Here is a 21,880-nt window from a genome sequence, read left to right on the forward strand (position 1 = left end):
GAGAGTGAGATGACCACAGCGACCGCCGTGAAGCTGGACCTGCGGCCCCTCGGGCCCCACTTCGGCGCCGAGGTCGAGGGACTGGATCTGGCGACCGCCACCGACGAGGAACTGGCCGCGGTGCGCGCCGCCCTGGTCGATCGGAAGGTGCTGTTCTTCCGCGAGCAGAGCCTGGACGACGACGGGCAGGTGGCGCTCGGGCGGCGTCTCGGCGAGCTGACCGCCTCCCACCCGGTCGTCGGGGGCGTCGACGAGGCGCATCCCGAGATCTACGCCCTCGACAGCGCCGACAACGGCTTCGCCGACGTCTGGCACACCGACGTCACGTTCATGCCCCGCCCGCCGCTCGGCTCCATCCTGCGCGCCGTGATCCTCCCGCCCACCGGCGGCGACACGAGCTGGGCCGACAGCCAGCTCGCCTACGACTCGCTGTCCGCCCCCGTGAAGGAGCTGGCCGACCAGCTCACCGCGGTCCACGACGGCAACCGCGAGTTCGGTTACTACCTGGCCCAGCGCCGCGGCGGCAAGGGCAACGTCTGGGACGGCGAGATCGTCACCCGGCTGGAGCCGGTGGAGCACCCCGTGGTCCGCGTCCACCCCGAGACCGGCCGCAAGGGGATCTTCGTCAACCCCGGGTTCACCTCCCACATCGTCGGCGTCTCCGAGGCCGAGAGCCGGGCCATCCTGGACCTGCTCTACGCCCACCTCACCAAGCCCGAGCACATCGTGCGTCACCGCTGGAGGGCCGGCGACGTCGCGATGTGGGACAACCGGAGCACCGCCCACTACGCCAACCGCGACTACGGTGACGCGCACCGCGTGATGCACCGCATCACCCTGCGCGGCGACCGCCCCTTCGGCCCCGGCCGTACGGACGGCTGACCGGGACGCCGGGACGCGATCGGCTCAGCCCCCGCAGGAGGCTCGGTCGCGGTTCCGGCGCTTCAGGCCGCGCCGATCCAGCGGTGATAGGCGTCCATGTCGACGTTGCTGCCGCACACGATGGTGACGACGTGCCGGCCGGCGAAGCGGTCGCGGTCTTCGAGGATCGCCGCGATGCCGAGCGCGGCCGACGGTTCGACGACGAGGCCCGCGTGTTCGAGGAGCAGCCGCATACCGGCCATGATCGACGCCTCCCGTACCAGGACGGCGTCGTCGGCGACCAGGAGAAGGTCGTCCAGGACGGCCGGGATGGGACGCCGGCCGGCGACGCCGTCGGCGATGGTGTCGGTCGAGTCGGTGGTGACGACGCGCCGTTGGCGCCACGAATGTGTCATCGCCGGTGCGCCCAGCGGCTGGACGCAGATCACCTCGACTTCTGGCGCACAGGCTTTCACCACGTGACCCACGCCGGTGGCCAGCGCCCCGCCGCCGAGGGCGATCAGGACGGCGTCGAACGACGGCACGCTGTTCACGAGTTCCAGGCCGATCGTCGCCGCGCCCTCGCAGGTCTCGATGTCCAGGCTGTCTTCGACCAGCCGGATGCCGTCGTGCCGCGCGACGGCCGCCGCCCGCTCGCGAGCCATGTCGAAGTCGCCGTCCACCAGTTCCAGCCTGGCGTCCAACGCGCGGATGCGTTCGAGCTTGGCCGCGGGCGCGAAGCGGGATGCCACGACGGTGACGTCGAGCCCCCGGCGGCGACCGGACCACGCGAGTGCTTGGCCAAGGTTGCCCGCGCTGGCGCACACCGCGGCTCGCGAGCCATCGCCGGCGAGCAGGCTCGCGACCACCTCGGTGCCGCGGGCCTTGAAGCTGCGGACCGGGTTCGCCGTTTCGAGCTTGATGCTCACCGCGCAGCCGAGGTCGGGCTCCAGGGCCTCGCAGCGGTACAGCGGAGTGTCGAGGAAAATCGGGTCGATCATCCGGCGAGCCGCCCGGATCCGAGCAGTGTCGAGGCGTGTCTCCTGCACGGCACAGCAGCGTACGCCGTCGGCGCTGGTCCATCCGGGCGGACGCCCGGCGACGGTGCTGGTAGCCGTCAGGGGAGGACGGGCCCGTCATCAGCACGCCTTGTGTGACCGGAGTCCCGTCGCGGCGCTGGTGAGCAGCATGTCCAGCGCGGTGGGGTAGGCGCTGTCGTTCATGTCGGCCACCAGCAGGGGCGCGACCGCCGCGATGTTGGGGTGGGTGGCGGGGGACAGGCGGGCATAGGTCGCCTGCCACATCTCCTCGTCCGCCCTGCGCGCCTGCTCCGGCAGCGCGAGGGACGCCGCGTCCAGGGCTGCGAACGCCAGCGTCATGTCGATGAAGGCGTGGTAGACGCGGACCGCCTCGCGGTCGGGAAAACCGGCGCCTCGCAGCAGCCCGAGGATCGCCTCGTCGGCGGCGATCTCGTGGGACTTGCCGCTGATGCGGTTGGCGGTGAGCACCGCGGCCTGCGGGTGTTCGAGGTAGGCGGCGTGGATGCGCAGGCCCAGCTCGCGAAGGTCGGCGCGCCAGTCGCCGGTGCCGTGCCAGCCGGCCATGGCCCGGCCGATGAGCATGTCGCCGATGGCCAGGGTCAGGTCGTCGATGCCGGCGAAGTAGCGGTAGAGCGTGCTGGGGTCGGCGCCCAGGGCGATGCCGAGCCGCCGTACGGTCAGCCCGGCGGAGCCGTGCTCGCGCAGCATGCGCAGCGCGGTCCGCACGATCAGGTCCTCCGAGAGAACGACTCCGTTCTTCGTCGGGCGGCGCCGTCGGCGCGCCGCCTCCGAGACCACCGGCTTGGGCATGGTGCGTTCCTCTCCGCCTGCTCCGTCCCCGTGCACCTTATGCCAACACTATTGACCTTTCGTGTGGCGGTGACGTTGGATTTGATGAACCGAAGGAGTCTTTGTCCTGGAAAGGACGGTTTTGTCATGCGTGTTCTGCTCGTCGGCGCCGGTGGAGTGGGCACGGCGATCACCCGGATCGCGGCCCGCCGGACCTTCTTCGAGCACATGGTCGTCGCCGACTACGACCTGTCCCGCGCGGAGGCGGCCGTCGCCGCGCTGGGGGAGGCGGGCGCCCGCTTCAGCGCCCGGCGGGTGGACGCGAGCGACGAGGCCATGGTGGTGGCACTGCTGGCCGAGCACCGCTGCGACGTCCTGCTCAACGCCACCGACCCGCGCTTCGTCATGCCGTTGTTCCGGGCGGCGCTGTCGGCCGGTGCGCACTACCTGGACATGGCGATGTCGCTGTCACGGCCGCATCCGGAGCGCCCGCACGAGGTGTGCGGGGTCAAGCTGGGGGACGCCCAGTTCGCGATGGCCGCCGAGTGGGAGAAGGCGGGCAGGCTCGCGCTGGTCGGCATCGGGGTGGAGCCGGGGATGTCGGACGTCTTCGCGCGCTACGCCGCCGACGAGCTGTTCGACCACATCGAGGAGATCGGCATCCGCGACGGCGCCGACCTCACCGTCGAGGGGTACGACTTCGCGCCCTCGTTCAGCATCTGGACCACCATCGAGGAGTGTCTCAACCCGCCGGTCGTCTACGAGGCCGGCCGGGGCTGGTTCACCACTCCGCCGTTCAGCGAGCCGGAGGTGTTCGACTTCCCCGAGGGCATCGGCCCGGTCGAGTGCGTCAACGTCGAGCACGAGGAGGTCCTGCTCGTGCCCCGCTGGATCGACGCCGAGCGGGTGACCTTCAAGTACGGGCTGGGCGCGGAGTTCATCGACACGCTGCGGACCCTGCATCTGCTGGGGCTGGACCGCACCGAGCCCGTCCCGGTCGTCGCCGGGGGCGGCGCCGCCGTCAAGGTGTCCCCGCGCGACGTGGTCGCGGCGTGCCTGCCCGACCCGGCGACCCTCGGGGACCGCATGCACGGCAAGACGTGCGCCGGCACCTGGGTCAAGGGCGCCAAGGACGGCAGCCCGCGTGAGGTCTACCTCTACCACGTGGTCGACAACCAGTGGTCCATGCGCGAGTACGGCTCCCAGGCGGTGGTGTGGCAGACCGCCGTCAACCCGGTCGTGGCCCTCGAACTGATCGCCGCCGGCGTCTGGTCCGGCACGGGCGTCCTGGGACCCGAGGCCCTGCCGCCCCGGCCGTTCCTCGACCTGCTCACCGCGTACGGCACCCCGTGGGGTATGCGGGAGCAGTAGGCGGCCTGTTCACGCTTCTGTCCTCACGGCTCCTGCGCCGAGCTTCCCCCCAGGGGCGGACTCGGGGGCCCGCTCCGCTCCGCGCCGCGCCGGTGCACCGCGGCCAGGACGAGGGCCAGGACGAGCCCCACCAGGAAACAGGCCACCCCGGCCCAGAACCGCTGCCCGGGCAGATACCACTCCGGTGCGGGCTCCACCCCGTCGGGCGTGGAGACGGCGTACAGCGGCTTCGGCTCCACCCACGCCACAAGAGCGAGCACCCAGAAGACCACGGCGCTCAGGAAGAAGACGACGGGGATCACGTACCACAAGACCCTCGATCGAGGCATGGGCCGCTGGGCGCGATGTCCGGACACGATTGACGATAACCGGGCAGGCGCGCGATTCGCGCTTACCCGAAGGCGACGAGAGCGCGCCCGAGGAGATGTCCCGTGCTCCCCGCGCACGAGGCTGCCGGTGAAACGGACCACATCGAATGTCGTAGGCGTTGGGCAGGATGAGGCCGCATGGGCCTCAACATCGTCGTCGGCATGCTCGCCGACTTGGACGAATCAGAGTTGGACGAATCAGAGTTGGACGACGCGGAGCAGGACGACCTGGCGGGCGAGCTCTGCGCAGACTTCGCGGCGATCGGGCGAGTCCTGGCAGCGGCGGGGTTGCCGGCGTGGTCGGAGCCGGATGCCGCGGCCGTCGAGGCGGCCGAGTTCGACATGTACGGCTACGGCGGCCTGCACACGCTCCGTCGTCTGGCCGTCCATCTGGCCGAGAGCGGAGAGCTGCCTCCTCCGGCCCCGGTGGAGGCGGCCGCCGAGGATCCGCTGCTGAAGGACGTCTATTCGCGGGGGCCCCGCTACGGCGTCGAAGTCGACGAGGGAACCCGCCTGATCGGCTCCGAGCGCGAGGCGGACGGCGCGTACGACCATCTGGTCCACCACAGCGACTGCGAGGGCTTCTACGTGCCCGTCGACTTCGCGCCCGTGCTCTGCACAAACGAGATAACCGGGGGCTGGGTCGGCTCGTCGCAACGGTTGCTGGAGGAGTGCCGGCGCATCGCCGCACGGCTCGGGCTGCCGGACGACCTCGACCCCTGGGGTGACGAGGTGAGCGCGGCGGTAGAGGCCGACGCGGAGGGTGCGGAGGGCTGGCGGCGGTACGGCGTCGAGTCGTTCACCTGCCTGCAGGTGATAGCCGCCGCTCGGCACTCCATCGTGACGGGCGCGGCCATCGTCTTCTGCTGACCTTCAGCGGCCGAGGTGCCGGTCGAGGAAGTCGCGGACGGTCTCGGCGAGTTCGAGGCGGTGGTCGGAGAGGGCGTGGTCGGTGACGAACACGCGGTGCTCCAGGCGCGGCACCGGATAAGCGGTGTAGGCGGCCACCACGGGATCGTGGTGCTGGGCGGCGGGGGTGACGGTGTCGCGCCCGGCCGTGCCGACGAGCAGGACCGGCCGGTCCGCGAGCTTCGGGGCGAGCGCGGACAGGCTCCACGCCTCGCCCGCCGCGACCATCTCGTCCACGAGCGCCGCGCCGCTGGTTCCCTTCAGGGGAAGCAGGTCCTCGCCGAACCCCTCGACGTACGCCGCCCGCAGCGCCGCGTCCTCCCGGCAGGCGACCGCGACAGAGCCGAAGTCGAACGCCGACACGGTCACGACGGCGCCGACCCCCGGGTCGGCCGCCGCGGTCGTCAGCGCGACGAAGCCGCCGAAGCTGTGCCCCACCAGCGCCAGCCGGTCCGGGTCGAGGCGGTGCGCGGCGGCGAAAGCCGGTTCACGTACGGCCGCCGCGACGCGGGCGGCGTCCTCCAGCCCGGCGGCCCACGACCAGGAGCCGCCGACGCCCCAGGACCCGCGGTAGTGGAAGACGAGGGCGGCGTACCCCGCGCGGCGCAGATGCTGGGCCAGGTCGAAGTTGCGCTCGTGCCCGGGGAAGCCGTGCAGTAGCACGACGACCGGATGCGGTCCCGGCCCGGCCGGCAGGTGAAGGACGCCCAGCAGGGTCTCGCCGTCGCTGTCGAACGTCACGGCGGCGTTGGCCGTGGGAATCTCGGGGGTCATCCGTCCTCGCATAGATCGAACCGATCAGTACGATCTAAGGCTACCGGATTCGTCGAGACCGTCTCACGCGGCCTCGGCGTTGAGGACGCACCCCGCGGGCTCGCGGGTGTGGGCCCACGCGGGGAGCGCGGTCAACACCGCGACGGCCAGCAGGATGGCGAGCGCGGCGGTGAGCAACCACGATCCCGGAGGCGTGACCGGCGTAGCGAAGAGCCAGTACAGGCCGAGCCCGGCCGGAACACCCGCCGCCACTCCGGGCACGGCGGGCAGGAGTTGCGTGACGCAGTGCGCCGCGACGACCTGGCCGGGGGTGGCGCCGAGGGTACGGGTGATGGTCAGAGCGCGCCGGGCCTGTACGGCGTTGCCCCAGCTGAGGAGCACGGTGTTGAGCGTGGACAGTGCCACCAGTGCGAAGGTGACGGCGAGCAGCACCTGGCCGGTCTGGTCGGTCCGCACTTCGATGGGGCCGAACCGCTTGACGGCGGGGGCCGCGTCGAGCTCGGCGTGGAAGGTGAGCAGCGCGGTGACCATGATGGTGGTGGCGGCGGTGCCGGCGGAGGCCAGGGCGGCGCGGCCGGGCCGGCGGGCGAGCAACCGGACGCCGAGCAGCAGCGAGGTGGGCAGGTAGGCCGTCACAGCGTTCAGACGCGGGTGGTGCGTGAGCATGTGCGCCGGGTCGGCCAGGGTCTGGACGGTGCTCCTGCGGGCGGCGCGCACGGCGGGACCGAGCGCACCGGTCACGGCGACCACGACGGCGAGGAAGACCGAGGCGGTGACGGTGCCGGAGTCCGGAGGGCCGACGGTGTCGAGCAGCCCGGCGCTGGGGTCGACCACCTGGGGCGCGGCCAGCGTCCCGGCCGCCAGTCCGAGCGCGGTGGCCACGAATGTCAGCAGCAGGTACTGCGCCAGCAGTACGGCGGTGACGGTGCCGGGGCCGGCGCCGACGGCCTTGAGCAGTGCGGCACGCCGGTTGTCGCGGGCGCCGCGTGCGGTGGCGAGCGCGGCGAGGGTGACGATCGCGGCTGCGGCGAGCAGCCAGCCGCCGACGACCAGGGCGGGCTGGGTGTTCCTGATCATGGCCGCGTCCGTCTCGAGGACGGTCTGCCAGTCGTGGGTGTTGACCCAGGAGTCGCCTCTGCGGTCGTCGGTGAACACGGCGTCGCTCCATCGGAGGGACTCCGTGGGGTCGGTCAGCTTCAGGTGGATCAGGTAGACACCGGGGATGTCGCCTGCCGCCGCGCGGGCGTCGGCGGTGGTGAGCCAGATCCTGCCGCCGTAGTCGGACGGCCCGGGCCCCTGGGCCCAGTCGCTCCACGGATACACCGGGGTGGCCGCGCTGATCGCGATCCCGACGACCGGATAGCCGCGCTCGCCGATGGTGATGCGGGCGCCGACGCGCACGCCGAGTGCCTGCGCGAAGCCGCGCTCGACCACCGCGCCGCCGGGACGCACCCAGGTCCCGGAGGTCACCAGCGGCCGGTCCACGGCGGACGGTGAGGTGTCGCGCCCCTCGACCGAGGAGCGCGCGGTCTGACCGTGTGCCCGGATGGTGGTGTCGAACGCGAAGACCGGGTCGGCCTGCGTGGCCACGCCGGGCGTGTCCGCGAGGCGCTCGGCCAGGCCGGACGGGTCCGTGTCCGTCGTGATGGCGGTGATGTCGGGGCCGGCGGTGGCCGCGCGGGTCTTCAGGTACGCGATGGCCAGCGCGTTGTGGGTCGCCAGCCCGAGGGTCAGGGAGGCGGTGGCGACGGTGACGGCGACCAGGAACACGAGGGCCTCGGCGGGACGGCGGCGTAAGTCGTGCAGCATGAGACGCCATATCAGCAGCAGGTGTCCCACGGTCAGTCCTCCCAGCTCAGCAGCGCGCCGAGCCCTGTGCCGCCGAGCCCTGTGCCGCCGTGGCCGTGCCTCCTGCCGCGGTTGCCGTCCAGGCGGGTGTCGTCTGCCAGCGTCCCGTCGCGCATGGAGACGACGCGGTCCGCCGTGGCGGCGACGCGCTCGTCATGGGTGACCACGACCAGGGTCTGGCCGGCGGCGCGTAGCTCGTCGAAGAGCCGGAGGATGTCGTGGGTCGCGGCGCTGTCGAGGTTGCCGGTGGGCTCGTCGGCGAGGACGACCAGCGGATCGTTGGCCAGGGCGCGGGCGATGGCGACCCGCTGCCGCTGCCCGCCGGAGAGCTCGGAGGGCAGATGCCGGGCGCGGTGGGCGAGCCCGACCTGGTGGAGGAGTTCCGCGGCGCGGTGGCGGGCGGCTCGCGGTGAGGCGCCGGCGAGCAGCGCGGGCAGCTCGACGTTCTGCGCCGCGCTCAGCTCGTGCATCAGGTGGTGGGCCTGGAATACGAACCCCACGGAGCGGCGCCGCAGCCGCGCCAGCGCCCGTTCGCCGAGGTGGTCGATGCGCCGGCCGCCGAGCCACACCTCGCCCTCGCTGGGCCGGTCGAGCCCGCCGAGGAGCTGGAGCAGCGTGGACTTGCCGCAGCCGCTTGGCCCGGTCACGGCGAGCGTCTGCCCGGCGGGAACATCGAGGTCGACCCCGTCGACGGCCCACACCAGACTCTCGTCCTCCCCGTACGTGCGCGTCAGGCCGACCGCCCGCAGCGCCGGCCCGGCCGCCGCAGCGGCCGGTCCCCAGCCCGGGCTGCCGTCCGTGTCACTCCGCGACGACCGGCCCATGACCCGCGGCACGACTCTTTTCATCCGTTTCCTTCGCCTTCCCCGCGTGGGGCACGGGCGGACCAGGCCCGCTCGCACGCCTCCAACCAGCGCAGATCGGCCTGCAGCCGGAGCGCGATGCCCTCCAGAAGCAGTCCGGCCTCCGAGTCCGTGTCGTGAGCAAGGGCGGCGCGCTGGGCCTCGGCGAGGCTGCGCATCAGCTCCCGCCGCCGCGCGTCCACGAGCGCGAGCGGATCGGCCAGACCCGACTCCGCGGCGGCCACCAGCTTCAGATGGAACTCCGCCACATCCGCTCTGGGCCCTGCGCTCTCGGCCATCCATGCGGCCACCCGCTCCTGACCGGCCGCGGTCAGCGCGTACACCTTGCGCCGCGGGCCGCGCACCGGCGCGTCCTCACGCTCCTGGACGACCAGGCCCGCCTTCTCGAGCCGGGTGAGCGTCACATAGATCTGGCCCGCGTTCAGCGCCTCCCCCAGCGGTCCGAGCGCAGCCGCCAACCGCTGGCGCAGGTCGTAGCCGTGCGACGGCTCCTTGGTCAGCAGCGCCAGCACCACGTCCTGCACGGACCACCCTCCTCTGCGACCCCTCAATAGATATCGGTTAGCCAAAAGGGCGTCAATCCGATCCGTGAACCCCATCCGCGGCCGGGGAGGCGGACCGGGAACGGCCCCGCTCGCGCCGAGGCGCGGGCGGGGCCGCGATGGGTGCCTACCGCGTCAGGCCCGGGGCGGAACCGGCCACCTGGGCGTAGCCGGCGGGGCGGCTGGTGAAGGAGCCCCTGCCCTGGGTCCGGCCGCGCAGCCGGGTCGCGTACCCGAACAGCTCGGCCAGCGGCACGCTCGCGGTGACCACGACGGTGCCCGCCCGCGCCGCCGAACCGGTCACCCGGCCGCGCCTGGCCGCGAGGTCGCCCAGCACCCCGCCGACCGCGTCCTCGGGCACGGTGACCGTGACCTCGGCCAGCGGCTCCAGCACAGCCATCTCACCGGCACGCAGCGCCTCCCGCAGCGCGAGCCGCCCGGCCGTGCGGAACGCCATCTCCGAGGAGTCCTTCGGATGGGTCGCGCCATCGGTCAGCGTGACCCGCAGGCCGGTCACCGGATGACCTCCGAGCGGGCCCTCGGCGAGGGCGTCCCGGCAGCCGGCCTCCACCGCCCCGACGTATTCGCGCGGCACCCGGCCGCCGGTGACCGTGGACCGGAACACGAAGCCCGCGTCGTGCTCCAGCGGCTCCACGTCGAGCACGACGTGCGCGAACTGCCCGGCCCCGCCGTCCTGCTTGACGTGCCGGTACAGCAGCCCGGACACCCCGCGCACCACCGTCTCCCGGTAGGCGACCCGGGGCCGTCCGACGGCGACGTCGAGCCCGTGGGCGCGGCGGAGCTTCTCCACCGCGACCTCCAGGTGCAGCTCGCCCATCCCCGACAGCAGCGTCTGGCCTGTCTCGGGGTCGGCGCGGACCGACAGCGAGGGGTCCTCGTCGGACATCCGGGCCAGCGCGGTCGCGAGCCGGTCGGCGTCGCCGCTCCCGCGCGGCTCGACGGCCACGGATACCACCGGCGAGGCCGTGACCGGCGGCTCGAGGACCAGCGGCGCCCCCGGAGCGCAGAGGGTCGCTCCGGCGCGGGCCGCCTTGACCCCGGCTACCGCGACGATGTCCCCGGCCGTGGCGCGGTCCGTCTCGGTGTGCCGGTCGGCCTGCACCCGGAGGATGCGTCCGATCCGCTCGGTGCGCCGGGCGCCGGCGTCCAGCACGACGTCTCCCCTCCTGATCGTTCCCGAGTACACGCGCAGGTAGGTCAGCCGCCCGGTGGGGGCCGCGTGCACCTTGAAGACCAGCGCGGCGAACGGCGCCGCCGGGTCGGCGGGCCGCTCCTGCTCGGGCCGCTCCTGCTCGGGCCCGTCCCACGCGGCGCGTACGGGCGGCACGTCGGGTGGTGCGGGCAGGTAGGCGACGACGGCGTCCAGCAGCGGCTCGACGCCCCGGTTGCGGTACGCCGACCCGCACAGCACCACCACGGCCTCACCCCGGAGGGTCAGGTCGCGCAGGGCGGCGGTCAGGGTCGGCGCCGAGATCTCCGGCCGGGCGCAGAACTCCTCCAGCGCCGTCGGATGGAGCTCGGCCACCGTCTCCTCCAGCAGGCGGCGGCGCCGGCGGGCCTCGTCCCCGAGGGCCTCCGGCACCGGCCCCTCCGTGACCGTGTCACGGCCGGCGTCCCACACCAGCGACCGCATCCGCAGCAGGTCCACCACGCCGGTGAACCCGTCCTCGCGCCCGATGGGCAGCTGGACGACCAGCGGGGTGACCCGCAGCCGCTCGCGGATCGAGGCGGCCGCCGTGTCGAGGTCGGCCCCGGCGCGGTCCATCTTGTTCACGAACGCGATGCGCGGCACGCCGTACCGGTCGGCCTGGCGCCACACCGACTCGCTCTGCGGCTCCACGCCGGCGACGGCGTCGAACACCGCGACCGCGCCGTCGAGCACCCGCAGCGACCGCTCCACCTCGTCGGAGAAGTCCACGTGACCCGGGGTGTCGATCAGGTTGATCCGGTGGCCGTCCCACAGGCAGCTCACGGCCGCGGCGAAGATGGTGATCCCTCGGTCGCGCTCCAGGGGGTCGAAATCGGTGACGGTGGTGCCCTCGTGCACCTCGCCGCGCCGGTGGACGGCGCCGGTGAGGTAGAGGATCCGTTCGGTGACGGTGGTCTTGCCCGCGTCGACGTGGGCGAGGATGCCCAGGTTGCGGATGCCGGTCGGCGGGACGAGGTGATCGCGGTTCAGGTCGGCGCGCATGGCCATGCCCTTCGGGAAGGTTCCTACGGTGGCGGGCGCGATTGGCCTGACGAGACGGAACCGGCCGGATTCAGGCCGGACGCCACCCCTGGGACGGCCATGGCCGGACCGCAAGGGAGACCGGCGGGCGGTTACGAGCGGGGTACGCGGACTCGCCGCGCGGGTCTGCACGCGGCCCCAGCGGGGCCCAGTGGGAGCCCGGTGGGAGCCCGGTGGGATCCCGGTGCCCGCTCCGCCCCGGCCAGGGGTGCGGAGTTCGTCAGGAACGTCCGGTGGCGGCCGCGCGGCCGGCACCGGGGAGCGACGTAGACACCAGGATCACCTCGTGCCGCGACCGGAGGACGACGACCGCGATGCGCTGGCGCACGGTCAACTCCCCTCTCTCGGTCAAGGCGCGCGCCGCGGCGTGGCGGCGCGCGTGATCAGTGGCGAGTGTACGGAACCCGTCCCGGGTCCGGAAAACGGTTTTCCGCGAACACGCGGCCCCTATTCCCGCGGGCAGGCGCCGGTGGCCAGGCCGTAGGCGACGGCGTAGCGATGGCCGAGGACGCCCGCGACGTTCCCCCGGCCGACGACGGTGCCGGGGGGAAGCTCGCGGGCCAGCACGCCGAGCACCTCGTCGTCTCCGGCCGGACCGCCCACGACCACGACGCTCCCTCCGCCACGCCCGCCGAGGGAGTCCAGGGCGTCCAGCGCGCGGCGTACGGTGGCGCCGAGGACCTCGCGCTTGACCGCGAGACGAAGAGCGCGCCATTCGGCCGGGCTCATGGCGCTGGAGAACGGCAGCGGCCCGGCCGGGCCCGGGACGGCGAGCCAGCCGACCGAGCCGGGCGGGGCGGGCGAGTCGAGGAACACCCGCGAGCCGTCCTCCCCGAGTGAGACGTGCGGCGTCTCGAGCCGTACGCAGGGCCCGCGCTTCACCCAGTCGGCCGCGCCCCGGGGGATGCCGAGCACCGCGGCCACGGCCGCCGTGAGCAGGTCACCGGCGCCCGCGGCCACGACCTCGCCCGGCGGGCCGACGACGTCGACGGTGCCGCCGCCCAGGTCCACGACCAGGGAATTCCGATCCGCGCCGGGAGTGGAGAGGGCTCCCGCACGGGCCGCCGCCGCCTCGCTCGGGGCCCGCCGTACGGGAACCGTCCCGCCGCCCGGGAACCGATCCGCCGGCGTGCGGGCGGTATCCTCGTCCGGCCGCGCCGGCCCCGGCGAGACGGCCGGGCCGGGCGATCCCACGTCGAGGCGTACGGGCGGCGCGGCGGGGGCGGAGGCCGACATCTCGGCCACCAGCAGGGACCTGGACCGGCTCGTCCCCGCGCGAGCACCGGCCGTCGCGGCCACCCGGCTCAGGTCGGCCACCGCACGCTCGATCGTCGCCTCCGGAGCGTTTGGTCCGACCGAATCGGCCTGACGATTGGCGAACCGGGCGACGACGGCACAGGACACGTCGTACAGCTCCGCGCAGATCGCCGGCGCGTCGTCCCGCTCACCGAGACGCGCGGCGACGAACAGCGCGTCGGACAGGTGGCGTAACGGACGCCCGGGCGGGCGCACCTCCACGGCGACCAGATCCGCGGCGGCGACCGCCGTGACGTCGACCTGGTCGGCGACGGGCAGCGGGCGTCCGATCCGGTTCGCGATCAGGCGGCCCTCGTCGCCCTCGGCCAGCACGCCCAGCAGTGGAATCCCGGCGTCCAGCGCCGCCCGGACGAGCCGGGCGGCCTCGGCGTATCCCAGGTCGCGCGGCACGAGCGCGATCACGTCCTCACCGTGGGGCAGGTCACCCGCTGTCAGGCGCAGGGGGCGGCCGACCGCGACGCCCTCCCCGCCGGGGGTGGGGCTGCCGGCGGCGACGATCCGGAGGCGTCCGGTTCCGGCCGCGACGACGGGCACCTCCACGGTCGTCGTGCGCACCGGGCGCATGGGGGCCATGACGACCTCGGCCACGGCCTCGCCCAGCCCCCGCTCCAGGCGGCGCAGCAGGGCCGCCGCCCCGGCCAGCGACGACGGGGAGCCCTTCGGGCCGCGCGTGACGACCCTGTCCCAGGCCACCGGGACGCCGTAGCGGACGATCACGACCTCCGTGGTCGCGTTGCCGACGTCCACGCCCGCGACGAGCCCGCTCAACGGGTCAGGCCCCGCCGTACGTACACGTCGCGGGCCTGCCGGACGAGCGCGGCGTTGCGCGGGCAGCCGCGCTCCTCCAGCCAGCGGGCCAGTGCGGACAGCTCCCCGGCCGTGGCGCGGCGCGGGCGCAGCGCCTCGTAGACGCGCATCACGTCCTCGTCGGAGATGCGGGCCAGTTCGGCGGCGCGGCGCAGGTTGGCGGCGAGCTGGGGGTTGCCGTGCCGCTCGGAGGCCACGGCCTGCGCCTCCAGCGTCTCGGGGGAGATGCGCAGGTCGTCGGCCGACACCTCGCCCCGCCGCACGGCCTCCAGCGTCACCGCCTCGACCGGCCGCCCCGAGTAGGCGCGCAGGCGCGGGTCCGCGCCGGTCATCGGCCGCCTCCTCCGCCGTTCCCGGCGACCGGACGGCCCGTGAGAGCGCCCGCGTGAGCGTACGTCAAAGAACCAACTCCTCGGGCAGGGCGCCGGGCCGGCAGTGGGCGCGTTCGATGGCGACGAGCGAGACGACCTTCGTGTGGTAGCGGGCCTCGATCGCCTCGTCCGTATACGGGTTGCGGGCGGGCTCGGGGGCGCCGCCCTTGGCGTGGCGGCCCGCGTTCACGCCCATGAGCCGATAGTCGGCGGCCGACAGCACCGGGGCGATGCTGTACAGCTCCAGGTTGGCCAGCGGCGCGAGGTCACGGCGGTGGATGAGCGCGGTGCCCTTGGCCTGAAGGCCGATGCCGATGCCCGAGCCCGCGAGCCGGGCCGCCGACAGGCCGATCATGCCGAGGTCGATGGTGTCGCAGAAGCGGATGATCCTGGCGGTGCAGCCCTCCTCCTCCAGCCCGGCGAGCAGTTCGCGCAGGACGTCCACCACGGGCAGCCCCGAGAGCGTGACCCAGATGTCGCGTCCGGTCGCGGGGGAGACGCCGATGACGACCTCGCGCGGGTCCCCGCCCTGCGTGGCAGGGCCCGCCGGGCGCAGCGCGTCGCGGGCGTGTGCGGCCTGCTCCCGCCGCAGGTCCTCGACCGAGCGCTGCTGCCGGATCGCGTCGATCTCCGCCTGCCGCTCCGGCGAGGGCTCGTATCCCGTGCCCGGCCCGGAGTAGTCGTTGGGATCGGTGACCAGCGACAGCACGCGCATGTCCGGCGTGAGGATGGCCGCCGTCTGCAGGCAGTCGCCCGCCACGCGCACCTTGAGCATGTCGAGCAGCCGCTCGGCCTCCGGCTCGAAACCCGTCTCGTACAACGCCGTCACCACGTCGGCCATGGTGAGGCCGGTCTCGCGGATGGTCCGGGCGGCGTGGGTGACGGCGACCGGGTCGCCGGGGGCGAGGTCCTTCGAGCCGGCCGCGTCCACGGCGGCGGCCACCTGCTCGTCGGTGAAGTCGGCCAGGCCGAACCACTCGTACACCGCGCGCACGGCCTGCGCGGCGCGCTCGCGCAGCGCCGCGATGTCCGCAGGATCGGCCGTGCGCAGCCCGCCGTCCACCCCCCAGTCGCGCTGCATGGCCAGGTAGTCGTCGACGTCCTCGGCGTTCCAGTTGGACGGGCCGAACATGTTGTCGTAGCGCTGGATCGAGCCGAATCCGCTGCAGACGAAGTCGGAGCCCGCCAGGAAGATGGGCAGCGTGCGGGAGGTCCTGCGCACGTCCGACTCCGACATCAGCGCGTCGTTGCCGGAGCAGGACTCCAGGTTCCTCGCCATCACCATGACGTTCTCGGCCATCAGTTCGCGCACGCCGCGCGGCACGGCGCCCGCGACGCTCGCGCCGTCGATACCGCCGTTCTGCACGCCCTGCGCGCCCATCGCGCGGGCGAGCGACACGCAGCGCGACTCCAGGTAGAGCATCGACCGGCGTTCGGCCCCGCCCATCAGCACCTCGGCCCCGGCGCCGGACGAGACCCGCATCTTGATGCCCCTGGAGGCGTACGCGCCGGTCAGGAAGGCCTTCGACCACGGCGTGTCGTCGCCGTCGGTGAAGACCTGCTCGGTGCCGTAGAGCGAGACCGTCTCGGCGTACGACACGAACCCGCGCAGGCCGAGTTCCAGTTCGAGCGCCTCCTCGACCGAGCACTGCACGAGCACACCCGGCGAGCCGACCGCCGCGCCGATCGAGACGGCGACCGCGTTGGACGGCGCGTCGGCCAGCACGGGCACGGTGGTCTCCAGCTCGCGGAAGCCGAAGGCGGCGGCGGTCGCCGCGTCGGCCGCGAGCAGCAGCGGGTCGTCCAGCCGGTTGGTGACGTGCGCCTGGTTCGAGGGGGTGCGCCGGGCCCGCAGCTTGGTCATCGCCATCACCAGCTCGGCGGGCCGCAGCATCGCGAGCACCCGGGCCAGCTTGGCCGGGGTCGTCCCGGCGCACAGCCGTACGACCTCGGCGCGGGGCACGCCCGGGTCGACCATCATGCGGGCCAGCGCGACGTCGGGCAGCGCCATCGCCTCGGCGGCCACCGCGAGGTCGAGGCCGTGCGCGGCGATGAACGCGTCGACGGAGTCGAACTCGTCGGCCCGCACGCCGTCCATCTCCACGACCACGCCGTCCTCGACGACCAGGCCGGGCTCGGGATCGTACGGCGAGGCCAGCGCGACCAGGCCCAGCTCGGGGTTCTCGACGGCGAACCCGTCGAGGTTGACCCGCTGGGCGTCCATGAACCTGACCCGCCCGACGGGCCGCGCCTCATGGGGACCGGTCACAGGGCCGCCGCCATCGCGCGCAGCCGGGCGTGCGCCCCGCCCATGGGGGCGGCGCCCTTCAGCACGGCCTTCGGCAGCTTGGCGGTCATCGTGTAGACCGTGTCCACGACGTTGGCGACCGGGGTGAGCGCCGCCTGCGACACCAACTGGTAGGCGTCGAGCGTGGACAGCCCGGTCTCGGCGGCCAGCCACTTCGTCAGCTCCGCGTGGGCGATGCGGAACGCGTCCTCCAGCGGTTTCGCGGAGCCGGTGGTGATGATGAAGTCGTCGTTCTCCAGCCGTGGCCAGGGACAGGGCGTCCCCTTGATCAGGTCGACGATCACGACCGTGTCCATGGCCGTCTCGACCGCGACCCCGCAGGTCTCGCCCTCGCCCTGGCGGGCGTGGCCGTCGCCGAAGGAGAACAGCGCGCCCTCGACGTTGACGCCGAGGTAGCAGGTGGTCCCCGCGCGCATCTCCGGGGTGTCCATGTTCCCGCCCCAGTCGCCCGGCGCGAGCGAACTGCGCACCTCGCCCAGGGCCGGCGCCACGCCGACCGTGCCGTGCATCGGGTCGAGCGGCAGGTCCACCTCGTACGGCGACTCCAGTGCGCTGTAGCGGACGAGGCGGGCCTGCCGGTCGATCTCGTAGATCCAGGTGCGCTCCGGCAGCGCCTCGTGCAGCAGCGCGGTGGTGCCGGTGCCGGTGAGCGCGCCGAAGAAGGGCACGGTCGTGCTGACGCCGCGCGCCTCCCTCGGCTCGATGGACACGAAGTGGACGGCGAGGGTGTCCCCGGGCTCGGCCCCCTCGATGTAGAAGGGGCCGGTCTGGGGGTTGATGAACCGCGGGTCGCAGACCTCCGAGACCCGGTCGCTCGCCGACCTGACCCGGCCGGCGAAGCAGTCGCGGGTCCAGGTCGACAAGGCCGTGCCCGGTTTGATCGACAGCACTGGCGCGGCGCCGCCGAAGGTGTAGGTCAGGCCCGCCGGGTCCGCCTCGGGATCGAGGTCGTACGACACCACCATGGTGTACTCCTTAGTCGCGCTCGACCGTGTCCTCGAGGACGATCCGGCCGATGATCTCGTACTTCACCGGGTTGCGGGCCCTGAGGTAGAGGGCGAAGCCGCCGCCGAGCACCGCGAAGGCGAGCACGATGTAGGGGATCAGCTTGAAGAACAGGGTGTTGGACGCGTCGCCCGCCGCCGCCTCCTGGTTCTGGAACAGCAGGAAGACGACGTACAGCATGGCCAGGCCGCCGACCAGCGGGGCGAGCAGCGTGCGCCAGAGGCTCTTCGTCTCCGGGTGCTTCTTCTTCACGTGGAAGAAGCCGATGACGGAGAACGAGCACATCGCCTGCACGATGAGGATCGCCAGCGTGCCGAGCACGGCGAGCAGCGTGTAGATGTGGATGTAGGGGTCCATCCCGGCGAAGAAGAACGCCAGCACGATCACGACCGAGATGCCGGTCTGCACGAACCCGGCGATGTGCGGCGAGCCGTGCTTGGGGTGGGTGGCGCCGATGGTCTTCGCGGTGCCGGGGAACAGGTTCTCCCGTCCGAGGGCGTAGAGGTAGCGCGAGGCGCAGTTGTGGAACGCCATCGAGCAGGCGAACGACCCGGTCAGGATCAGGATCTTGAACAGGTCGACGGCCCAGGTGCCGACCATCTCCTGCGTGGGGTTGAAGAAGATGCCGGCGAACTCCTTGGCGGCGATCTCCGGCGCCTTCACGCCGTTGGCCGCGACCACCATCCACGACACGAACGTGTAGAACAGGCCGATGCCGACGACGGAGACGAGCGTGGCCCGGGGGACGATGCGCTTGGGGTCGCGCGACTCCTCGCCGTACATGGCGGTGGACTCGAAGCCCACCCACGACCAGAAGCACATGAACAGGCCGAGGCCGACCGCGCCGGCGGCCAGGCCGTTGGTCGCGAACGCGTTGACCGGGTTGATCGAGGAGGCCATCAGCCCGTCGGGACCGCCGCCGTGGAACAAGGTCACGACCGCGGTCAGGCCGAGCATGAAGATCTCGGTGACCAGGAAGACGCCGAGGACCTTGGCGGTCAGGTTGATGTCGAAGTAGGTGAGGATCGCGTTGAGCGCCAGGCCGAGGAAGGCGAACCACAGCCAGTGGATCTCGACCCCGCCCATGGTCTTGAAGGTGTCGCTCGCCTGGTAGGCGAAGAACCCGATGATCGAGGCCTCGAACACGACGTACGCCATCGTCGCGAGCATCCCCGCGACCATTCCGGCGACCTGGCCGAGACCGTGGGAGATGTAGCCGTAGAAGGCCCCGGCGGCGGTGATGTGCTTGGCCATCGCGGTGTAGCCGACCGAGAAGATGGTCAGCACGATCGTCGCGAACAGGTAGCCCGCCGGTGCTCCGAGACCGTTGCCGAAGCCGAGCGCGATGGGCACGTTGCCCGTCATGGCGGTGATGGGGGCGGCGGTGGCGACCGCCATGAAGATGACGCCGACCAGCCCGACGGCGTCCTTGCGCAACCGGCTGACGCCCGGGGTCTCGGCGGATGTCGTCACCGCCTGTGTCTCAAAGGTGCTCAAAGCAGTGCCTCCGGGAGACCATGGTGGGGGTGGGGGAGATGTGTGACACGTCACACAAGGTGCGCAAATCGTGCCACTCCATGGTTTGCCCAGGCAAGACCCTTGGTGTTTCGTAGTCCTCACTACGAGAACCGTTGACGTTTAAGGTGCGACCGGTGTCTTATTTGGTCCTACCGATTCACGGACCGATGGGACCGGGATGCTGGACTACGGGCTGTTCACCTTTGCGGACAAGGACGAGGTTCTCGAGAAGTCCTCGGCGTACTGGAACCCGGGGAAGACCCAGTTCTGGATCGACTCCGGTGTTCCGCTGGTCATCGACCGCAGAGAGGGCTACTTCCTCTACGACGTCTCCGGTAAGCGCCTGATCGACGTCCACCTCAACGGCGGCACCTACAATCTGGGGCACCGCAACCCGGAGGTCGTGGCCGCGCTGAAGCAGGCGATGGACCACTTCGACATCGGCAACCACCACTTCCCCTCACTCGCCCGCACCGCGCTGGCCGAGGCGCTGATCGAAACCGGGCCTGAGGGGCTGAGCAAGGTCATCTACGCCAGCGGCGGCGGCGAGGCCATCGACATCGCGCTCAAGACGGCCCGGCACGCGACCGGCAAACGCAAGATCGTCTCCATTGTCAAGGCGTACCACGGCCACACCGGCCTCGCGGTCGGCACCGGCGACGAGCGCTTCTCCCGGCTGTTCCTCTCCGAGCGGCCGGAGGAGTTCGTCCACGTGCCGTTCAACGACCTGGCCGGCATGGAGGAGGCCCTGCGGGGCCGCGACGTGGCCGCCGTCATCATGGAGACGATCCCCGCGACGTACGGCTTCCCGCTGCCCGCCCCCGGCTACCTGGAGAGCGTCAAGCGGCTCTGCGAGACGTACGACGCGCTCTACATCGCCGACGAGGTGCAGACCGGCCTGATGCGCACCGGCGAGCTGTGGGGCATCACCAAGCACGGCATCAGGCCCGACATCCTCGTCACCGGCAAGGGCATCTCCGGCGGCCTGTATCCGATCGCGGCGGTCCTGGTCAGCGAGCGCTGCGCCGGCTGGCTGACCGAGGACGGCTTCGCCCACATGGCGACGTTCGGCGGCGGCGAGCTCGGCTGCTTCGCCGCCATGAAGACGCTGGAGATCTGCAACCGGCCCGAGACCCGCTCGATCGTCCACCACGCGTCCGACGTCATCGGCCGGGGGCTGGAGCGGATCAGGGACGACAACCCGGGCTGGTTCACCGGAATCAGGCAGAACGGCCTGATCTTCGGCCTGGAGTTCGACCACCCCGAGGGCGCCAAGTTCGTCATGCGGCAGCTCTACGACAACGGCGTGTGGGCCATCTTCTCCACCCTCGACCCCCGGGTCCTGCAGTACAAGCCGGGCATCCTCATCGATCCCGTGCTCACCGAGGAGTTGCTCGACCGTACGGCCGTCGCGATCGCACGGGCCGCGAAGGAGGCTGGAAAGTGACGTCCGGGATGCTGGAGCGGGCACGCTGGGCCGCCCGGGCCTTCGCCCGGTACGACAAGGCGAGCGTGGACCGCATCGTCGCGGCGGTGGCCAGGGCCGGTGCCGACAACGCGACCCGGTACGCCGAGTGGGCCGTGCGCGAGACGGGCTTCGGCGTCGCCGAGCACAAGGCGCTGAAGAACGTGGCCTGCTCCACCGGCCTGGTCGAGGAGTACGCCGGCCACGACTACGTGTCGCCGCGCACGGACCCGGCCCAGAAGATCGTCTCGATCCCGCGGCCGGCCGGGGTGGTGTTCGCGCTCACCCCGTCGACCAACCCGGTCGCCACCGTCTACTTCAAGATCCTGCTGGCGCTGATGACCAGGAACGCGATCGTCATCAGCCCCCACCCGATGGCCAAGGAGTGCTGCGCCGACGCCGCGCGAACCCTCGCCGCGGCGGCGGCCGAGGCGGGCGCGCCGGACGGCGTGATCCAGGTGATCGAGGAGCCGAAGCTGCCGCTGATCGAGTCGATGATGGCCGACCCCAGGGTCGACGTGATCGTCGCCACCGGTGGCACCCCGGTCGTGCGGGCCGCCTACCGCTCGGGCAACCCCGCGCTCGGCGTCGGCCCCGGCAACGTCCCCGTGTTCGTGGACCGCACCGCCGACCTGGAGTCGGCCGCGCGGCTGATCGTGGACAGCAAGGCCTTCGACAACTCGATCCTGTGCACCAACGAGTCGGTGCTCATCGCGGAGGACGCGGTCGCCGATCGGCTCGTGTCGCTGATGCGCGGCGCTCACCTGCTGTCGCCCGCCGACCGCGACCGGGTCCGCGAGGCCGTCTTCCCCGGCGGCCGCTTCGACACCCGCTTCGTCGGCAAGGACGCGACCTGGATCGCCCAGCAGGCCGGCGTACGGGTGCCGCCCGGCACCCGCGTGCTGCTCGCGCCGATCGACCGGCCCATGCCGGAGGAGCCGCTGGCGCACGAGAAGCTCTGCCCGGTGCTCGCCCTGCTGCGCGTGCCGTCCGCGCGGGCCGGGATCGACGCGGCCAGGGCCGTGCTGCGCATCAGCGGTGCCGGCCACTCGGCCGCGATCCACAGCACCGACTCCCGCACGATCATGGAGTACGGCGCGGCCGTGCCGGTGCTGCGCGTCTCGGTCAACTCCGGCAACAGCCTCGGCGGCTCCGGCGTCCACACGAACCTGCCGATCTCCATGACGATCGGCACCGGCTACGTCGGCGGCTCGTCGGCGGGGGAGAACCTCCAGCCGGGCAACCTGGTGAACTGGACGAAGCTCGCCTACCACGTGGACGCGCCGTTCGGCGACTTCGCCGGGCTCGATCCGTGGTCGCCGCCCGACGGACCGGTGCCGCGTTACCCCGAGCCGTCCAACGCGCGTACGGCTCCCGCCTCCCCGGCGGCCCCGGCCCCACAGGCCGACGTGCTGCGCGAGGAGATCAGGCGGCTCATCCTCGAAGAGCTCGCGTCGCTGGTGAGGTCGTGAC

Annotated in this window: 18 protein-coding genes; 5 read left to right on the top strand and 13 right to left on the bottom strand. The window is 72.5% G+C overall.

Annotated features, from left to right (window positions below; all coding sequences use genetic code 11):
- The first annotated feature begins 9 nt into the window (after positions 1-9).
- Positions 10-882, top strand: a complete 873-nt coding sequence (locus Msi02_RS10650) for a TauD/TfdA dioxygenase family protein (RefSeq protein WP_079317536.1) — start codon at positions 10-12, stop codon at positions 880-882.
- A 62-nt stretch (positions 883-944) separates the two neighbouring features.
- Here the strand turns inward: Msi02_RS10650 and Msi02_RS10655 are convergent, their stop codons facing one another.
- Entirely contained in the window at positions 945-1,862 is a 918-nt protein-coding gene (locus Msi02_RS10655) for a threonine ammonia-lyase (protein WP_204048184.1), read from the bottom strand.
- A gap of 138 nt (positions 1,863-2,000) precedes the next feature.
- On the bottom strand, positions 2,001-2,711 hold the full coding sequence (locus Msi02_RS10660; RefSeq protein WP_204048185.1) for a TetR/AcrR family transcriptional regulator: 711 nt from the start codon (positions 2,709-2,711) through the stop codon (positions 2,001-2,003).
- Between the two features lie 126 nt (positions 2,712-2,837).
- Here Msi02_RS10660 and Msi02_RS10665 point away from each other — a divergent pair, with 126 nt between their 5' ends.
- On the top strand, positions 2,838-4,061 hold the full coding sequence (locus Msi02_RS10665; protein ID WP_204048186.1) for a saccharopine dehydrogenase family protein: 1,224 nt from the start codon (positions 2,838-2,840) through the stop codon (positions 4,059-4,061).
- Between the two features lie 23 nt (positions 4,062-4,084).
- Here the strand turns inward: Msi02_RS10665 and Msi02_RS10670 are convergent, their stop codons facing one another.
- Positions 4,085-4,363, bottom strand: coding sequence for a hypothetical protein (locus Msi02_RS10670; RefSeq protein WP_204048187.1), 279 nt, complete (start codon positions 4,361-4,363; stop codon positions 4,085-4,087).
- 204 nt (positions 4,364-4,567) lie between these two features.
- Between Msi02_RS10670 and Msi02_RS10675 the strand changes: the two genes are divergently transcribed.
- Positions 4,568-5,299 carry a putative DNA-mimic protein gene (locus tag Msi02_RS10675; protein WP_204048188.1) on the top strand — a complete coding sequence of 244 codons (732 nt, stop codon included), beginning with the start codon at positions 4,568-4,570 and terminating at the stop codon, positions 5,297-5,299.
- 3 nt (positions 5,300-5,302) lie between these two features.
- Here the strand turns inward: Msi02_RS10675 and Msi02_RS10680 are convergent, their stop codons facing one another.
- The 10 genes from Msi02_RS10680 to Msi02_RS10725 all read right to left on the bottom strand — a co-directional run bounded on the left by Msi02_RS10680 (position 5,303) and on the right by Msi02_RS10725 (position 18,897).
- The gene (locus Msi02_RS10680; protein ID WP_239108286.1) at positions 5,303-6,112 is read right to left on the bottom strand and encodes an alpha/beta hydrolase family protein; all 810 of its coding nucleotides are present in this window, start codon (positions 6,110-6,112) and stop codon (positions 5,303-5,305) included.
- A 63-nt stretch (positions 6,113-6,175) separates the two neighbouring features.
- Positions 6,176-7,951: an ABC transporter permease gene (locus tag Msi02_RS10685; RefSeq protein WP_204048190.1), complete on the bottom strand. Its 1,776-nt coding sequence runs from the start codon at positions 7,949-7,951 to the stop codon at positions 6,176-6,178.
- A gap of 2 nt (positions 7,952-7,953) precedes the next feature.
- Positions 7,954-8,808: an ABC transporter ATP-binding protein gene (locus Msi02_RS10690; RefSeq protein ID WP_239108287.1), complete on the bottom strand. Its 855-nt coding sequence runs from the start codon at positions 8,806-8,808 to the stop codon at positions 7,954-7,956.
- On the bottom strand, positions 8,805-9,347 hold the full coding sequence (locus Msi02_RS10695; protein ID WP_079317496.1) for a PadR family transcriptional regulator: 543 nt from the start codon (positions 9,345-9,347) through the stop codon (positions 8,805-8,807). The genes Msi02_RS10690 and Msi02_RS10695 overlap by 4 nt, the downstream gene beginning before the upstream one ends.
- Positions 9,348-9,492: 145 nt before the next feature.
- Positions 9,493-11,577 carry an elongation factor G gene (fusA, locus tag Msi02_RS10700; RefSeq protein ID WP_204048191.1) on the bottom strand — a complete coding sequence of 695 codons (2,085 nt, stop codon included), beginning with the start codon at positions 11,575-11,577 and terminating at the stop codon, positions 9,493-9,495.
- Between the two features lie 486 nt (positions 11,578-12,063).
- Complete coding sequence (locus Msi02_RS10705) at positions 12,064-13,701, bottom strand: diol dehydratase reactivase ATPase-like domain-containing protein (protein WP_204048192.1); 1,638 nt, start codon at positions 13,699-13,701, stop codon at positions 12,064-12,066.
- Positions 13,698-14,072, bottom strand: a complete 375-nt coding sequence (locus tag Msi02_RS10710; protein ID WP_204048193.1) for a diol dehydratase small subunit — start codon at positions 14,070-14,072, stop codon at positions 13,698-13,700. The genes Msi02_RS10705 and Msi02_RS10710 overlap by 4 nt, the downstream gene beginning before the upstream one ends.
- Before the next feature lie 64 nt (positions 14,073-14,136).
- Positions 14,137-16,380: a propanediol/glycerol family dehydratase large subunit gene (locus tag Msi02_RS10715; RefSeq protein WP_204048194.1), complete on the bottom strand. Its 2,244-nt coding sequence runs from the start codon at positions 16,378-16,380 to the stop codon at positions 14,137-14,139.
- Positions 16,377-17,384, bottom strand: coding sequence for an acetamidase/formamidase family protein (locus Msi02_RS10720; RefSeq protein ID WP_204048195.1), 1,008 nt, complete (start codon positions 17,382-17,384; stop codon positions 16,377-16,379). The genes Msi02_RS10715 and Msi02_RS10720 overlap by 4 nt, the downstream gene beginning before the upstream one ends.
- A 10-nt stretch (positions 17,385-17,394) precedes the next feature.
- Positions 17,395-18,897: an APC family permease gene (locus Msi02_RS10725; protein WP_204048196.1), complete on the bottom strand. Its 1,503-nt coding sequence runs from the start codon at positions 18,895-18,897 to the stop codon at positions 17,395-17,397.
- Between the two features lie 223 nt (positions 18,898-19,120).
- On the opposite strand from Msi02_RS10725, the gene Msi02_RS10730 reads away from it, so the two are divergent.
- Both Msi02_RS10730 and Msi02_RS10735 read left to right on the top strand, forming a co-directional pair.
- Positions 19,121-20,389 carry a class-III pyridoxal-phosphate-dependent aminotransferase gene (locus Msi02_RS10730; protein WP_204048197.1) on the top strand — a complete coding sequence of 423 codons (1,269 nt, stop codon included), beginning with the start codon at positions 19,121-19,123 and terminating at the stop codon, positions 20,387-20,389.
- Positions 20,386-21,879: an aldehyde dehydrogenase family protein gene (locus Msi02_RS10735; protein WP_239108288.1), complete on the top strand. Its 1,494-nt coding sequence runs from the start codon at positions 20,386-20,388 to the stop codon at positions 21,877-21,879. Before Msi02_RS10730 ends, Msi02_RS10735 begins: the two co-directional genes overlap by 4 nt.
- Position 21,880 lies beyond the last annotated feature (1 nt).

Source organism: Microbispora siamensis (assembly GCF_016863095.1).
Lineage (GTDB): Bacteria > Actinomycetota > Actinomycetes > Streptosporangiales > Streptosporangiaceae > Microbispora > Microbispora siamensis.

Coding starts and splice junctions, on each gene's coding strand:
- Msi02_RS10650 (WP_079317536.1), top strand. CDS start 10: ATGACCACAGCGACCGCCGTGAAGCTGGACCTGCGGCCCCTCGGGCCC.
- Msi02_RS10655 (WP_204048184.1), bottom strand. CDS start 1,862: ATGATCGACCCGATTTTCCTCGACACTCCGCTGTACCGCTGCGAGGCC.
- Msi02_RS10660 (WP_204048185.1), bottom strand. CDS start 2,711: ATGCCCAAGCCGGTGGTCTCGGAGGCGGCGCGCCGACGGCGCCGCCCG.
- Msi02_RS10665 (WP_204048186.1), top strand. CDS start 2,838: ATGCGTGTTCTGCTCGTCGGCGCCGGTGGAGTGGGCACGGCGATCACC.
- Msi02_RS10675 (WP_204048188.1), top strand. CDS start 4,568: ATGGGCCTCAACATCGTCGTCGGCATGCTCGCCGACTTGGACGAATCA.
- Msi02_RS10680 (WP_239108286.1), bottom strand. CDS start 6,112: ATGACCCCCGAGATTCCCACGGCCAACGCCGCCGTGACGTTCGACAGC.
- Msi02_RS10690 (WP_239108287.1), bottom strand. CDS start 8,808: ATGAAAAGAGTCGTGCCGCGGGTCATGGGCCGGTCGTCGCGGAGTGAC.
- fusA (WP_204048191.1), bottom strand. CDS start 11,577: ATGCGCGCCGACCTGAACCGCGATCACCTCGTCCCGCCGACCGGCATC.
- Msi02_RS10710 (WP_204048193.1), bottom strand. CDS start 14,072: ATGACCGGCGCGGACCCGCGCCTGCGCGCCTACTCGGGGCGGCCGGTC.
- Msi02_RS10720 (WP_204048195.1), bottom strand. CDS start 17,384: ATGGTGGTGTCGTACGACCTCGATCCCGAGGCGGACCCGGCGGGCCTG.
- Msi02_RS10730 (WP_204048197.1), top strand. CDS start 19,121: ATGCTGGACTACGGGCTGTTCACCTTTGCGGACAAGGACGAGGTTCTC.